The sequence below is a fragment of the Halobacillus litoralis genome (assembly GCF_020524025.1).
Classification (GTDB): Bacteria; Bacillota; Bacilli; order Bacillales; family Halobacillaceae; genus Halobacillus; species Halobacillus litoralis_D.
Map to the genome: position 1 here is coordinate 1,015,528 of NZ_JAIVKN010000002.1, position 16,136 is coordinate 1,031,663.

Here is a 16,136-nt window from a genome sequence, read left to right on the forward strand (position 1 = left end):
TGTGGACAACTCGAGTACCTAAGAGTCAATTGGGTTATCCACAAATCCACAGCCCATACTAGTACTACTACGGACTTTTAAATAAAAATAATTAATATATGCTCAATAGGAGGAGTGTATGAAATGAAATTTGTTATCCAAAGGGACCAGTTAATCGATAGTGTCCAAAATGTTATGAAAGCCATATCCTCAAGAACAACGATTCCTATTCTTACCGGTATGAAAATAGAAGCAACAACAGAAGGAGTTAAACTTACAGGTAGTGATTCTGATATTTCTATTGAATCTTTTATTCCTAGTGAAGAAGACGGAATTGTATATGTAGAAGATATCGAACCAGGAAGTCTTGTTTTACAAGCGAAGTACTTCCCGGATATCGTACGTAAGCTTCCTCAAAATACAGTAGAAATTGAAAGTGACAATTCAAGAAACGTCACCATTCGATCAGGAAATGCTGAGTTCCACTTAAATGGACAGGATCCTGAGGAATATCCACAGCTGCCTCAGCTTCACACTGAGGAAAGCTTTGAACTCCCGATTGACCTGTTGAAAAATTTAATTCGTCAAACCGTCTTTGCCGTTTCTACTTCAGAAACAAGACCTATTCTTACCGGTGTCCATGTAAAAATGGAAGATGGCGAGCTTGAGTTTATTGCGACAGACAGTCACCGGCTCGCTTCTCGTAAGATTCCACTTGAGCAGCCGGAAGGGACATCCCTGCCAGCTGTTGTAATCCCAGGAAAAAGTCTGACTGAATTGAACAAGATTCTAGCTGACTCTGAAGATACGATCGAAGTGAGTGTCACGGACAATCAGGTACTCTTCCGTACGAAGCATCTTTATTTCCTTTCCCGCTTACTTGACGGAAATTATCCTGAAACATCCCGACTTATCCCAGAACAAAGCAAAACGATTGTTAAAATCGATACAAAAGAATTGCTGCAATCGGTTGATCGTGCCTCCCTTCTGGCTAAAGAGAATAGAAATAATGTGGTACGCTTAATGACCAAGGAGAATAATCATTTAGAGATCACAGGGAATTCTCCCGAAGTGGGAAATGTTGTCGAAGAAGTAATGGCGAATGATGTCGAAGGGGAAGATCTCAAAATCTCTTTCAGTGCGAAATATATGATGGATGCCTTGAAAGCTGTTGATTATGATCAAGTAAAAGTAGAATTTACAGGAGCCATGCGTCCGTTCCTGATTCGTCCAGTAGACGATGATCAAATCCTCCAGCTTATCCTTCCTGTCAGAACCTACTAAGGAATACCTTTTAAAATAATAAGAAGGTGCTTTTATGACTTTCATAATGGCGCCTTCTTATTTTATTTGGTGGTCAAAACAGATGAATGACGAGGATGTATGTGTTGGACTTTCTTTACACACGTATCTTTAGTAAAATAAAAGATAGGTGAAATTATGGAATAGGGTGAAATAAATGAGCGAAGCAATTGAAATTAGTACAGAGTACATTCCGTTAGGACAATTTCTAAAATTAGCGAATGTTGTCGAATCAGGAGGAATGGTGAAAATCTTTCTTGCTGAATTTGAAGTTTTGGTAAATGGCGAGCTTGAAAACCGCCGGGGCCGCAAACTGTACGTGGGCGATACAGTAGAGATTGAAGAATTCGGAAGCTTCACTGTAGCCAAAGAAGGCTGAGGGTAAGAAAAACCTATGTATATCAATGAATTGTCATTGCGTTCCTTTCGTAACTATGATGAACTTTCGTTGACTTTCGACCATACGATCAACGTCATCATTGGTGAGAATGCCCAGGGGAAAACCAATTTAATGGAGGCCATCTACGCTTTGGCTTTTACAAAGTCCCACAGAACTCCAAGAGATAAAGAATTGATACAGTGGGACAAGGAATATGGTAAAATAAAAGGGACTATCTATAAACGAAATCGTCGCTTTCCCTTGGAGATCATCATTTCCAATAAAGGGAAAAAAGCGAAGTTGAATCATATTGAACAAAAGCGTCTAAGTGATTACATCGGCGCTTTAAATGTTGTTATGTTTGCACCTGAGGATCTCAATCTCGTTAAGGGGAGTCCTCAGGTGCGTCGTCGGTTTATTGACATGGAAATCGGTCAGATCCAGCCTGCCTACATTTATCATTTAGGTCAGTATCAAAAGATTCTGAGGCAGCGAAACCACCTGCTGAAAGAGCTGCAGCGAAAACCCGGGGCTGACCGGACAATGCTCTCCGTCCTGACGGATCAATTAATGGAGCATGCAGCAACGATTGTAGAACGGCGGTTTAAGTTCCTTCAGCTGCTTCGTTCGTGGGCGACACCGATCCATGAGGGAATAAGCAGACAGCTGGAGGAATTAGAAATTTCGTATGATGCAAGTGTTCGAGTATCAGAGGATATGAATTTGGAAACAATAAAGAAGACGTATGCTGAGAAATTCGAAGAGATTGGATCAAAGGAAGTCGAGCGTGGAACCACTTTGGCAGGACCACATAGAGATGATCTGGTATTTTACGTGAACGGAAAAGATGTCCAGACATATGGTTCACAAGGTCAACAACGAACGACAGCCTTATCTTTAAAACTTGCTGAAATTGAATTGATTCATAGTGAAGTGGGCGAGTACCCGATTTTACTTTTAGACGATGTTCTTAGTGAATTGGATGATTACAGACAGTCACACTTGCTCTATACCATTCAAGGAAAAGTACAGACCTTTGTATCCACGACCAGCATCGATGGAATCGAGCATGAAGTATTGCAGGAAGCGGATATTTTCCGTGTGAAAGAAGGAACGATAGAGAAATGAGGTGGCGAATTGTTCATTCACATTGGTGATGATCATGTCATTCAGTCCAAGGATGTTGTAGCGATTATTGACCATAGCTTAATTTCCTCTTCTTCTATCATTGAGGAAATGATTTTCAATCAAAGGAAGAACAGACGGGTGATGGAGACTCAGGAACATCAGCCAAAAGCGATTGTCGTAACCAGTGATGTTATATATTTCAGTCCCCTTTCTGTTTATACCCTTAAAAAACGAGCCAATATGATGACCACTTTGAACAGGCTGGAAGATTACTCGGAAGAGTCCGATTGATAAATAGAGATAGATTCTTGGCGGAAAAGATCTAACGTAAACCACTTGAGAAATGTAGGTGAGTACCATGAAGGAAGATATTATCGAAGAACAACAAACATATGATGAGAGTCAGATACAGGTACTGGAAGGACTGGAAGCGGTCCGTAAACGTCCTGGTATGTATATTGGCTCAACCAACGAGAAAGGTCTCCACCACTTGGTTTGGGAAATTGTCGATAATAGTATTGATGAGGCAATGGCCGGTTTTTGCGATCATATTCAAGTGAGTATTGAAGAAGACAACAGCATTACCGTTATGGATAACGGCCGCGGAATTCCAGTGGGTATCCAGGAAAAAACAGGCCGTCCGGCTGTAGAGGTCATTCTGACTGTTCTGCATGCTGGTGGTAAGTTTGGCGGGGGCGGATATAAAGTATCCGGAGGTCTCCATGGTGTTGGAGCTTCTGTCGTAAATGCCTTATCTACAAAGCTGGAAGTATTCGTTCATAGAGATGGTCAAATTCACTACCAGGCCTACCATCGCGGTGTGCCGGAAGAAGACTTGAAAGTGATCGGAGAAACTGATCATACCGGAACGCAGATTAAGTTCAAGCCAGATCCTGAGATTTTCTCAGAAACACAGGAATATAAATTTGAAATTCTGGCCAACCGTTTAAGGGAATTGGCGTTCCTTAATAAAGGATTAACGATTACGATCGATGATAAACGTACAGACGATGAAGCTGTCAATTATTACTTCGAAGGTGGAATTCTGTCTTATGTTGAACACATGAACCGCACACGCGAAGCGCTTCATGAAGCCTTTTTCATAGAAGATGAACAGGATGAAATTTCGATTGAAATTGCGATGCAGTATAACGATGGGTTTGCAAGTAACATTTATTCCTACGCCAATAACATCCACACGTACGAAGGTGGTACCCATGAGTCTGGTTTTAAAACCGGTCTGACTCGTGTCATCAATGACTATGCGCGGAAAAACAGCATGTTCAAAGATACAGATCCCAACTTGACGGGGGACGACGTACGTGAAGGTCTTACGGCAATCATTTCTATCAAGCACCCTGATCCTCAGTTCGAAGGTCAGACGAAAACAAAACTTGGTAACAGTGAAGCCCGTACGGTAACCGATGCAATGTTCTCAGAAGGGTTCTCAAAGTTCCTATTTGAAAATCCGAATATGGCTAAGATTATTGTTGAAAAAGGGTTAATGGCTTCAAGAGCCCGTATGGCTGCGAAGAAAGCGCGTGAGTTAACCCGCCGTAAAAATGCTCTGGAAGTCTCCAACCTGCCTGGTAAATTGGCGGACTGCTCTTCCAAAGATGCCAATATCTCTGAACTGTATATTGTTGAGGGTGACTCTGCCGGAGGGTCGGCTAAACAGGGGCGTGACCGCCATTTTCAGGCGATTCTGCCGCTAAGAGGTAAAATTATTAACGTTGAAAAAGCACGGCTTGATAAGATTCTTTCCAATAATGAAGTACGTGCCATCATTACAGCTTTAGGTACGGGAATTGGAGAAGAATTTGATATTTCCAAAGCCCGTTACCACAAGATTGTCATTATGACTGATGCCGATGTGGATGGGGCTCATATCCGTACTTTACTATTAACGTTCTTCTATCGTTATATGCGTCCATTAATCGAGCATGGCTATATTTATATCGCCCAGCCGCCTCTTTACAAGATTCAGCAGGGGAAAGCCATCTATTACACGTATAGTGACAAACAGCTGGATGCGAAGCTTGCAGAGCTGTCGAACTCACCAAAACCAGGTGTCCAGCGTTACAAGGGTCTTGGAGAAATGAATCCTGAGCAGCTGTGGGAAACAACGATGGATCCGGAGTCACGTACAATGCTTCAGGTCAGTCTTGAAGATGCCATTAGTGCGGATGAAACGTTTGATATCCTGATGGGGGACAAAGTTGAACCACGTCGTAACTTCATTCAGGAAAACGCTCAATATGTTCAAAACCTTGATGTTTAATGGAATAGATTACTGTCATCTTAGACGTCATTAGAGTGACGAGAAAGAATGGGGAAAGCAGAAGAAAGCTTTCTCCTCCTTAGAGGCAACTAGGAGGTAAAAAGAATGGTTGATCAACCCGAACGCCCACGCGTGCAGGAAATCAATATCAGCCAGGAAATGCGTACATCATTCCTGGATTATGCGATGAGTGTTATCGTCGCCCGTGCCTTACCTGATGTAAGGGATGGATTGAAGCCTGTACACCGGAGAATTTTATATGCGATGCATGATTTAGGGATGCACGCAGATAAAGCCTATAAGAAATCAGCTCGTATCGTCGGAGAGGTTATTGGTAAGTACCACCCTCACGGCGATTCCGCTGTTTACGATACCATGGTTCGTATGGCGCAGGATTTCAACTACCGCTATATGCTTGTTGATGGACACGGGAACTTCGGTTCTGTGGACGGAGATGCAGCGGCTGCCATGCGTTATACAGAAGCGCGTATGTCCAAAATTTCAATGGAAATACTAAGAGACATCAACAAGGATACGATTGATTATAACGACAACTATGACGGCACAGAGCGGGAGCCTGTCGTACTGCCGGCTAAATTCCCGAACTTACTTGTCAATGGTGGTTCAGGAATTGCCGTTGGAATGGCGACTAATATCCCGCCTCATCAGCTGGGAGAAGTCATTGATGCTGTCCTCGCTTTAAGTAAGGACCCGGAAATTACCATTCAGGAACTAATGGAAAATTATATTTATGGTCCTGACTTCCCGACAGCTGGTAAAATTCTCGGTTTAAGCGGAATTCGTAAAGCTTATGAGACTGGAAAAGGATCCATCACCGTTCGTGCTGATGTTGAGATTGAAGAGCAGGCAAACGGCAAAGCTCGACTTATTGTGACGGAACTCCCTTACCAGGTGAACAAAGCCCGTCTCGTAGAAAAAATTGCCGACCTTGCCCGCGACAAGAAAATTGACGGAATTACGGATTTGAGAGATGAATCCGATCGTAACGGTATGCGGGTGGTCATAGAACTGCGGCGTGATGTGAACCCGAATGTCCTTCTAAACAACCTATACAAAATGACGGCCTTACAATCGACATTTGGTATTAATATGCTCGCACTTGTGAACGGTCATCCAAAAGTGTTGAACTTGAAACAATGTCTGGAACACTATCTTGATCACCAAAAAGTTGTCATTCGCAGGCGTACAGAATATGAGCTGAAAAAAGCAGAAGCACGCGCTCACATTCTGGCTGGTTTAAGAATTGCGCTCGATCACCTGGATGAAGTTATTTCCCTGATCCGTGAATCCCAAACAACAGAGATCGCACGGACCGGACTTATGGATCGTTTCGGCTTGTCCGAAAAGCAGGCTCAGGCCATTCTGGATATGCGCCTGCAGCGTTTGACAGGTCTTGAGCGTGAAAAGATTGAAGATGAGTACCAGGAAATTGTGCAGCTCATTTCTGAACTAAAAGCGATCTTAGCGGATGATGAAAAAGTTCTTGAAATCATCCGTGAAGAACTTCTTGATGTTAAAGAACGCTATAATGATGAGCGCCGCACGGAAATCATTCTTGGCGGTACAGACTTCATTGAAGATGAAGATCTGATTCCAGAAGAAACCGTCATTGTTTCCTTGACCCACCAAGGTTATGTGAAACGTCTCCCTGCAAGTACCTATCGTTCTCAACGAAGAGGAGGACGGGGAGTACAAGGTATGGGTACACATGAAGAGGATTTCGTAGAACACCTGCTATCCACTTCTACTCATAACACGCTTTTATTCTTCTCCAATAAAGGGAAGGTTTATAAAGCAAAAGGGTATGAAGTACCTGAATTCAGCCGTACAGCTAAAGGAATTCCAATTATTAATATGCTGAATGTCGAGCGGGACGAGTGGATCAATGCGGTCATTACAGTCGAAGACTTTGTAGATGACTGGTACCTTGTCTTTACGACACGCAATGGAATTACGAAACGGACCACTCTATCTCAATTTGCGAATATCCGTCGTGGAGGTCTGATTGCCCTTGGACTAAGAGAAGATGATGAATTGATCTCGGTCCGACTGACGGATGGCACAAAAGACATCATGATCGGGACGCAGAATGGATATTTAATCCGTTTCAACGAAGATCAAATCCGGGCGATGGGCCGTACAGCAGCCGGTGTGAAAGGAATCTCTCTACGTGAAGACGACAAAGTTGTTTCCATGGAGATCTTAGATGATTCCCTTCAAGTCCTTACTGTAACAAGTAAAGGCTACGGAAAACGGACACCTGCAGATGAGTACCGGATTACGAACCGTGGCGGTAAAGGAATCATCACTTGTAATTTAACAGATAAAAATGGACAAGTGGTCGCAACCAAGGCCGTTAACGGGGAAGAAGACATCATGATTATTACGGCAAGCGGCGTCTTAATCCGTATGCCGATGGAAAGTATTTCTGAAACAGGACGAAACACTCAAGGTGTTCGTTTAATTCGTCTAGGAGACGGTGAAGAAGTAGCGACCGTCGCCCGGGTGGAATCAGAAAAAGAAGAAGAAGAAATGATTGATGAAGCCTTAGAAAAAGAATCAAGCAATGACGCAGACCCTACACTTGTAGATCATGCGGAAACAACAGAAGAAGACTCAGATGAATCATAATGAACGATAATGAGTCGCCTGTCGATCTAGCGACAGGCGGCTTTTTTATATAGAAAAGAGTGAAAGGTGGAGGAAGCTTATGAAAGTCCTGTCTTCTCAATTGGAACCTGGTTGTCTATTAATGAAAGATGTCATGGGTCGGACCAGCCGTCCCATTATTCCAAAGAATACAATCCTTCAGCCCTTACATATCAACCTTTTGATGAAGTTTGAAATTGAGCATGTGGAAATAGCTAATCGAAAATTAAATGGTTCTCTTATTAATCAATCAAACACGATTCAAGCTGAAGAGACGACCGATCGGGATCAGTCAAAACCCCTCCAGTCCTTTCATCACGAGTATTTAGAAGCCGTTCAAACGTATAAGAAGTGGTTTACATCCTGGCAGGGTGGAGCACCTATTGATATGGCTGAAGTTCGAAAGTGGTTCGTTCCCTTGCTGGAAAAAGTCGTCGATTCCAAAGAGGATGTGTTCTACCTTTATCACTTTTCTTCTGGTGAAGATTATATCTATCACCACAGCGTATCGATGGGCCTCTTGTCCGGCTATCTGGCTTATCTAATGGGGTATGAATATGGAGATTGGGTTCAGATCGGTTTAGCAGGGATTTTGAGCGACTCTGGGATGTCAAAGCTGCCAACCCGTATCCCGTGGAAGCAGGGAGCTCTTACGGAATCTGAATTTGAACAAGTGAAGAACCACCCGACATATGCTTATAGACAGGTCGAAAAAATATCTTCCTTGAGCAGCCACGCAAAATTAGCTATTCTGCAGCATCATGAACGTTTAGATGGGACAGGATATCCACTCGGATTGAAGCAGGAAAAGATACACCCATTCAGTCAAATTATTGCCGTGAGTGATATGTATCATGCCATGACCTCTGAACGAATGTACCGCCGGAAGAAATCACCGTACAAGGTTCTGGAAGAGATCCTTCAGGAACAATTCGGTCGTTATGATCACCGGGTTATTAGTGCCATTGTGAAAGAGATGGCGAATTTTTCTACAGGAACAAATATTCGTTTATCAGATAACCGAAGAGCTGAAGTGCTTTTTGCTGAGAACCATCATCCGACAAGACCAATGATTCGTTTGGAGGACAGCGGAGAGATTATGCACCTGAAAGAACACCTCCACCTTCATATTGAGGAAGTATATGATTGAGTAAATAAAGACCAATTCATGTCTAAGAGAGGGATGTGAATTGGTCTTTTAACCAATCAGAAACTAAATGAGGAATTTGCCTTGTACATGAATCGAGAAAATGAACCACAAAGACATAATCTTCACGGTCTTTCATCTGTTCCATTTCTCCCCACCATTCCCCTTCATATCGAACAAGCATACTCAGGTTATAGAGAACCGCAAGATAACTTAATAGTTCCGGCCATTGTTGTTCTGTTTCTTCTTGTTGATCCCGTCCCTTGAACGAATAAAGAGTTTTCATAGAAGGAAGTGGACGAAGAAGTTCATCCATTGAAATTTTTTCTTTTTGTGACTCAAATTGAAATAAGTGGCGGGCAGCATGAGGAAACAGTCCGTGCGGCTGTATACGGATATCATCCTCCAAAAAACGATAGTGCTGCTTCTTTCTCTTCCTTGTGGAGAGCCCGTGTGCCAGTACTTTCGCTGTGGCTGGATAACCAGGATCTACGGTAAGCAGACAGCTCTTTATATAATGATTCAATCCATAATAAAACAAAAGAGGTTTTACACTAAACGGTGTGTGAAGGGCGGCCGTCCAATAATCTTTCCCGAGAGTTAAGCCGTAGATAAAGCGTTCAGCATTATTGTAGGCATGATGATCACTCTTTGGGTGGTTGATTCTTTCATAACACCCCTGCAGAAATGGTCTCGTATGAGCGGTAACCTGTAGATAAGTAAGGATTGTTTCATTCTCCTGCATCCATCCACCTCCTTTTTTGGTTTCTATTGTTCACTTAGGGAAATTTATATAATCTTCCTTATTGTGAAGACTTAGCTTAGACTATTTTAGTAAGAACGTAGGGCTGTGAAAACGAATCCTTCTCCAGGCAGGCCCCATTTATGCCTATCTATATTTCGAAATAATTTCCCCCATATACTTACATAAATTTTCTGTGAAAACGACACCAATAATCAACAGAGTTAAAACAAATACTCATTCCCGTTTTTTATGGTTGAAAAACCCCAATCATTGTCGTATTGTAAATAACAATAAGAAATGGTGTCAGAACATTTACCACTTATATTCCCCACTTTTACCCAAACTATTAAAAGGAAGAAAAGGAGAGGTCAAGCATGCGTGAAGACAAGTTTACTAAAGAAGGATTAACGTTCGATGATGTATTACTTTTGCCTGCGAAATCTGATGTATTACCCAGGGATGTTTCTCTGAAAACTGAACTTTCCCCAACTCTGCGTCTGAATATGCCAATTATCAGTGCTGGTATGGACACAGTGACAGAAGCTGAAATGGCTATCGGCATGGCGCGCCAGGGTGGACTTGGTGTCATTCATAAAAACATGTCAATTGAAGAACAAGCCGAACATGTGGATCGAGTGAAGCGCTCAGAGAGTGGAGTCATCACTAATCCATTCTTCCTGACCCCGGACCATCAAGTCTTTGATGCTGAACACTTAATGGGTAAATTCCGTATTTCTGGTGTTCCTATTGTGAACAACGAAACAGAGCAGAAACTTGTCGGAATCCTTACAAACCGAGACCTCCGTTTTATTGAAGATTACTCTATGCAGATCCGTGAAGTGATGACCAGTGAGAATCTTGTTACTGCACCTGTAGGTACAACGCTTGATGAAGCTGAAAAAATCCTTCAGCAGTATAAAATTGAAAAACTGCCAATGGTTGATAACCAAGGCATTTTGAAAGGCCTTATTACAATTAAAGATATCGAGAAAGTGATTGAATTTCCTCAGTCTGCCAAAGATGAGCAGGGGCGTCTCCTCTGTGCCGCCGCTGTAGGTGTGACAGCTGATGCTATGACAAGAATTGATAAGCTGGTCGAAGCCGGCGTCGATGCGCTGGTTGTCGATACAGCACATGGACACTCCCAAGGGGTTATTGAACAAGTGAAACGTATCCGTGACCGTCATCCTCATATCAACATCATTGCAGGTAATGTGGGAACGCCGGAAGCTACTCGTGAACTCATTGAAGCTGGTGCGGACGTTGTGAAAGTAGGGATTGGTCCAGGATCAATCTGTACAACACGTGTCGTTGCAGGTGTCGGCGTACCGCAGATTACAGCTGTATATGATTGTGCAAGAGAAGCTGAAAAGCACAATAAACCCGTAATTGCGGACGGAGGAATTAAATACTCCGGCGATATCGTGAAGGCACTGGCTGCTGGTGGACATGCTGTTATGCTTGGTAGTCTGCTTGCTGGTGTATCTGAAAGCCCGGGAGAAACGGAAATTTTCCAAGGCCGCCGTTTCAAAGTGTATCGCGGGATGGGTTCTGTTGGTGCGATGGAATCAGGTTCCAAAGATCGTTATTTCCAAAACGACCAGGAAGCGAAGAAGCTGGTTCCAGAAGGCATCGAAGGACGTATGCCTTATAAAGGACCTCTCGCAGATTCGATCCACCAGCTTCTTGGAGGCATCCGCTCCGGAATGGGCTACTGTGGGACCCCTACCATTGACGCTTTAAGAACAGACTCTCAATTTACAAGAATCACCGGCGCCGGTCTAAGAGAGAGTCACCCGCACGATGTACAAGTTACAAAAGAAGCACCGAACTACTCCATATGACCTAGATAGACAGGGACTATTCCCTGTCTATTCTTTTATATACGCATGTGATAAAATAACGGAGATGTATATTTTAAGGGTGGAGGTTGAGAAAAGTTGACACAAAGATTTAAAACATCTATGGCCTTGTTGATGGCAGTGTTAATCGGGTTTTTTGCTATCGGCACAAATCCTGGACATACATATGCAAGTGTAGATGTTGGAGCAAAGTCGGCAATACTCGTGGACGCAGAAACAGGTAAAATTCTTTTTGAGAAAGAGGCTGATTTAACACTGCCTCCTGCTAGTATGACGAAGATGATGACAGAATATCTCGTTATGGAAGCGGTCGAGCAAGGAAAGATCAGCTGGGATGATACAACACAAATTAGTCAATATGCTTTTGATATATCGGCCAATCCGGACTTCTCGGGTGTAGGCTTGAAATTAAATGAAGAATATACGATACGTGAATTATATGAAGCTATGGCGATCAACTCAGATAATGCTACAACCATTGCACTGGCTGAGAAGATTGCAGGTACAGAAGGCGAATTCGTTAAATTAATGAATGAAAAAGCCGCAGAAATGGGTCTTCCTGACTATAAATTTGTCAATGCTACAGGACTGAATAACTCACATTTGGGAGACAACTACCCTGAAGGCACAGGTCCGGATGAGACGAATATGCTGTCGGCTAAATCCGCAGCACTTCTTGGATATCGTCTGACTAATGATTATCCTGAAGCGTTAGAAGTATCAAGCAAACCGACACTTGAGTTTGCTGGAGAAACAGTTACAAACTGGAACTGGATGCTTCCTGGAATGCCGGGAGAGAATTTAGATCAGTTTGCCTATGAGGGCATGGACGGTTTAAAGACAGGCTATACGGAACTTGCAGGGAACACTTTTACAGGGACAGCTGAACGTGATGGACAACGCTTTATTTCTGTTGTTATGAAATCAGAGTCCAGAACATCCCGGTTTACGCAGACAGAAACGCTTCTTGATTACGGGTTCAATCAATTTACGCGTCAGGAACTTTTTGCTGCCGGTGAAACGACAGAAGACCACTCTTCTCTTTCTGTATCCAAAGGGAAAGAAGATGAAGTAGCCATTCAAACGAGTGAAGCCTTAAGTACACTTGTGAAAAATGGAGAAGAAGACTTATACGATCTTAAAATTACGATTGCAGAAGATCAGCTGGATAAGGATGGCAATCTTGTTGCACCCGTTGAAAAGGGGCAGAAGGTAGGAACAGCCACACTTGTCTATAGTGGGGAAGATCAATACAGCAACATTCTATCTAATGAAGGTCAGACGGTAGATGTAGTGGCGGCAGATTCTGTCGAAAAATCGAATTGGTTTATGCTTACACTAAGTGCTGTCGGTGATTTCTTTGGGGATATTTTCACAGGTGCTGTGGATATGGTAAAAGGCTGGTTCAGCTGATAAAATCCCTATATAATTAGTGGGATTTAGTACGGGAATACGGTACAATAGAGAGTAAGTATCGATGATTCAAAATCAAATGCTTGGACTATATAGCGGTTAGGGAGGAATTAACATGTCACAAACAGGTACGGATCGCGTAAAACGCGGGATGGCAGAAATGCAAAAAGGTGGCGTCATTATGGACGTCGTAAACGCTGAACAGGCGAAAATAGCAGAAGAAGCAGGTGCTGTTGCTGTTATGGCGCTTGAGCGTGTACCAGCAGACATTCGTGCAGCTGGCGGAGTTGCTCGTATGGCTGATCCGACAATTGTCGAAGAAGTGATGAACGCTGTTTCTATTCCGGTTATGGCAAAAGCTAGAATTGGACATATTACAGAGGCACGTGTTCTTGAAGCAATGGGTGTCGATTACATTGATGAGAGTGAAGTTCTTACTCCAGCTGATGAAATCTATCACATTAAAAAAGATGATTATACCGTTCCTTTTGTGTGCGGCTGCCGTAACTTAGGTGAAGCTACCCGCCGTATTCGCGAAGGTGCATCTATGCTTCGTACAAAAGGTGAGCCGGGTACTGGTAACATTGTAGAAGCCGTAAGCCACATGCGTCAGGTTCAATCCCAAATTCGTCACCTTCGTGGTCTTTCTGAAGATGAAGTAATGGTCTATGCGAAAGATAACGGTGCACCATTCGATCTTCTAATGGAAATTCGTGAAGAAGGCCGTCTGCCAGTCGTAAACTTCGCAGCCGGTGGAATTGCTACTCCAGCAGATGCAGCCCTTATGATGCAGCTTGGAGCAGATGGAGTATTTGTCGGATCTGGAATCTTCAAGTCCAATAATCCAGAGAAGTTTGCCCGTGCAATCGTTGAAGCTACGACTCACTATGATGACTACAAGCTGATTGGTGAATTGTCTAAAGGTCTTGGAACGGCAATGAAAGGCATGGAAATGTCCAACCTTACTCCTGAACAGCGTATGCAGGACCGCAGCCAGTAAGAAAGGGAGAATGCAGCATGACAACAATTGGTGTATTAGGCCTTCAAGGAGCCTTCCGTGAGCATGTACGTTCTGTTGAGGCAGCGGGTGTTCATGCTGTCGTTGTGAAAAAGACAGAACAGCTGAAGGAGATCGATGGCCTGATTATCCCTGGCGGCGAAAGCACAACCATGCGCAGACTGATCGATAAGTATGAGTTTTTAGAGCCTATTCGTGAGTTCGGAAAGAGCGGAAAGCCGATTTTCGGTACTTGTGCCGGTCTCATTTTACTCGCTTCAGAAATCGATGGTTCCTATGACGTTCACCTGGGTGTCATGGATATCAAAGTCCGCCGGAATGCTTTTGGACGCCAGCGTGAAAGCTTTGAAGCTGAGCTTGATATTGAAGGTGTAGCGGAAGATTTCAATGCCGTATTTATTCGTGCTCCTTATATTGAAGGAGTGGAAGGGAATACGAAAGTGTTAGCGCGCTATGATGGTCATATTGTTGCTGCACAGCAGGATCAATACCTGGCTTGTTCTTTCCATCCTGAATTGACAGATGATCATCGTTTAACCGAACATTTTGTCGATATGGTAAAAGAAGCTGAAAAAACACTTGCATTATAATTTGAAATCCGCTAATCTTATGTAACACAAACGATAATGAACGCGATGACAGGAACTAGTAGCATGTCCCTTCTTCTCAAAGAGAGTCAGTGGCTGGTGTAAACTGACGGAGAAGCCATGTGAATCCATCCTTGAGTGTCTGACTGAAAAGAGTAGGTCAGACCGGTACTCACCGTTATGAGTGAAGCCGGAAGGTCCATTGTACCTTCAACTTGGGTGGTATCGCGGGAAGCATAAAGCAAAGCTCTCGTCCCTTTATCAGGGACGGGAGCTTTTTTATATTTCATTATTTTAAGGAGGAAAAAACAATGTTGGATATGAAATACTTGCGCCAAAACTTTGACGAAGTAAAAGGGAAGTTAAAAAAACGCGGGGAAGATTTATCTGACCTCGATGCTTTTGGTGATTTAGACGGTAACCGCCGGAAATTAATTCAGGAAACAGAAGAGTTAAAGGCCCGCCGTAATGAGGTATCTAAAGAGATTTCCCAGCTGAAAAAGGCCAAAGAAGACGCAGATGATAAGATTAAGGAAATGAAAGAAGTTGGAGATCGGATTAAGACATTGGATGCGGAATTAAAAGAAGTAGAAGAGAAACTTGAAACCCTGCTTCTATCTATTCCAAATATCCCTCATGAGAGCGTACCGGTCGGAGAAGATGAAGACGACAATATAGAAGCGAGAAAAGTCGGGGAACTTCCTTCCTTTGATTTTGAAGCGAAACCGCACTGGGATGTAGCTGCTGATCTTGGCGTTTTGGACTTTGAAAGAGCCTCTAAAGTCACAGGGAGTCGTTTTGTTTTCTATAAAGGCTTAGGAGCGCGTCTTGAGCGTGCACTGCTTAACTTTATGATGGACCTCCATTCTGATGAACATGGTTATCAGGAAATGCTTACTCCGCAGATGGTCAACCGTTCTGCCATGACAGGGACAGGACAGCTTCCAAAATTCGAAGAGGATGCTTTCAAGATTGAAGGCTGGGATTACTTCCTTGTTCCAACAGCAGAAGTACCCGTGACAAACTACTACCGTGAGGAAATTCTATCTGCTGATGATCTTCCACAGAAGTTCGTAGCGTTCAGCACGAATTTCCGTTCTGAAGCAGGTTCTGCCGGCCGTGACACCAGAGGTTTGATCCGTCAGCACCAATTTAATAAAGTTGAACTTGTACAGCTTGCAAAGCCTGAGGAATCTTATGAAGTCCTTGAACAGCTGACAGGGCATGCCGAGAAAGTCCTTCAGCTGTTGGAGCTTCCATACCGTGTCATGAGCATGTGTACAGGAGACTTAGGTTTTACGGCAGCTAAGAAATACGATATAGAAGTTTGGATTCCGAGTCAGGAGACCTACCGTGAAATAAGCTCCTGCTCTAACTTTGAAGACTTCCAGGCACGTCGTGCAGGCATCCGCTTCCGCAGAGAGGATAAAGGAAAGCCGGAATTTGTCCATACATTGAATGGTTCTGGACTGGCAATCGGCCGTACGGTGGCTGCTATCTTAGAGAATTACCAGCAGGCTGATGGTACAGTTGTCGTTCCTGAAGTTCTTCGTCCATATATGGGTGGTAAAAAAGTGATTCAGTAATATAGAACGAGCCGTGTTTTTTTCGACACGGCTTTTTTA

General features: G+C 43.4%; 13 protein-coding genes and 1 other annotated feature. Of the genes, 12 read left to right on the plus strand and 1 reads right to left on the minus strand.

The window, feature by feature from the left end; genetic code table 11:
- The first annotated feature begins 123 nt into the window (after positions 1 to 123).
- The 7 genes from dnaN (at position 124) to LC036_RS11455 (ending at position 8,889) form a co-directional block, all read left to right on the plus strand.
- Positions 124 to 1,263: a DNA polymerase III subunit beta gene (gene dnaN, locus LC036_RS11425; RefSeq protein WP_226582353.1), complete on the plus strand. Its 1,140-nt coding sequence runs from the start codon at positions 124 to 126 to the stop codon at positions 1,261 to 1,263.
- 175 nt (positions 1,264 to 1,438) lie between these two features.
- A complete protein-coding gene (yaaA, locus tag LC036_RS11430) occupies positions 1,439 to 1,660 on the plus strand; it encodes a S4 domain-containing protein YaaA (RefSeq protein ID WP_226582356.1) in 222 nt (73 codons plus the stop codon).
- 15 nt (positions 1,661 to 1,675) lie between these two features.
- Entirely contained in the window at positions 1,676 to 2,788 is a 1,113-nt protein-coding gene (recF, locus tag LC036_RS11435) for a DNA replication/repair protein RecF (RefSeq protein WP_226582358.1), read from the plus strand.
- 9 nt (positions 2,789 to 2,797) lie between these two features.
- Entirely contained in the window at positions 2,798 to 3,079 is a 282-nt protein-coding gene (remB, locus tag LC036_RS11440; RefSeq protein WP_226582360.1) for an extracellular matrix regulator RemB, read from the plus strand.
- Positions 3,080 to 3,146: 67 nt separating this feature from the next.
- Positions 3,147 to 5,069 (plus strand): DNA topoisomerase (ATP-hydrolyzing) subunit B, encoded by a 1,923-nt coding sequence (gene gyrB / locus LC036_RS11445; RefSeq protein ID WP_264188287.1) that lies wholly within the window; start codon positions 3,147 to 3,149, stop codon positions 5,067 to 5,069.
- Positions 5,070 to 5,174: 105 nt separating this feature from the next.
- Positions 5,175 to 7,721, plus strand: a complete 2,547-nt coding sequence (gene gyrA, locus LC036_RS11450) for a DNA gyrase subunit A (RefSeq protein ID WP_226582362.1) — start codon at positions 5,175 to 5,177, stop codon at positions 7,719 to 7,721.
- A 79-nt stretch (positions 7,722 to 7,800) separates the two neighbouring features.
- A complete protein-coding gene (locus tag LC036_RS11455) occupies positions 7,801 to 8,889 on the plus strand; it encodes an HD-GYP domain-containing protein (protein ID WP_226582363.1) in 1,089 nt (362 codons plus the stop codon).
- 22 nt (positions 8,890 to 8,911) lie between these two features.
- Here the strand turns inward: LC036_RS11455 and LC036_RS11460 are convergent, their stop codons facing one another.
- Positions 8,912 to 9,631, minus strand: a complete 720-nt coding sequence (locus LC036_RS11460; protein ID WP_226582365.1) for a YaaC family protein — start codon at positions 9,629 to 9,631, stop codon at positions 8,912 to 8,914.
- A 374-nt stretch (positions 9,632 to 10,005) separates the two neighbouring features.
- On the opposite strand from LC036_RS11460, the gene guaB reads away from it, so the two are divergent.
- From guaB to serS, 5 genes are all read left to right on the plus strand, one after another.
- Positions 10,006 to 11,475 (plus strand): IMP dehydrogenase, encoded by a 1,470-nt coding sequence (gene guaB, locus LC036_RS11465; RefSeq protein WP_226582367.1) that lies wholly within the window; start codon positions 10,006 to 10,008, stop codon positions 11,473 to 11,475.
- Between the two features lie 96 nt (positions 11,476 to 11,571).
- Positions 11,572 to 12,906, plus strand: coding sequence for a serine hydrolase (locus LC036_RS11470; RefSeq protein ID WP_226582369.1), 1,335 nt, complete (start codon positions 11,572 to 11,574; stop codon positions 12,904 to 12,906).
- Between the two features lie 115 nt (positions 12,907 to 13,021).
- Positions 13,022 to 13,906 (plus strand): pyridoxal 5'-phosphate synthase lyase subunit PdxS, encoded by an 885-nt coding sequence (gene pdxS, locus LC036_RS11475; RefSeq protein WP_226582371.1) that lies wholly within the window; start codon positions 13,022 to 13,024, stop codon positions 13,904 to 13,906.
- Between the two features lie 17 nt (positions 13,907 to 13,923).
- Positions 13,924 to 14,514 (plus strand): pyridoxal 5'-phosphate synthase glutaminase subunit PdxT, encoded by a 591-nt coding sequence (gene pdxT, locus LC036_RS11480; RefSeq protein ID WP_226582373.1) that lies wholly within the window; start codon positions 13,924 to 13,926, stop codon positions 14,512 to 14,514.
- 36 nt (positions 14,515 to 14,550) lie between these two features.
- Positions 14,551 to 14,772 (plus strand) — a binding site (T-box leader).
- Positions 14,773 to 14,822: 50 nt separating this feature from the next.
- Positions 14,823 to 16,097 (plus strand): serine--tRNA ligase, encoded by a 1,275-nt coding sequence (serS, locus tag LC036_RS11485; RefSeq protein ID WP_226582376.1) that lies wholly within the window; start codon positions 14,823 to 14,825, stop codon positions 16,095 to 16,097.
- Positions 16,098 to 16,136: the final 39 nt, after the last annotated feature.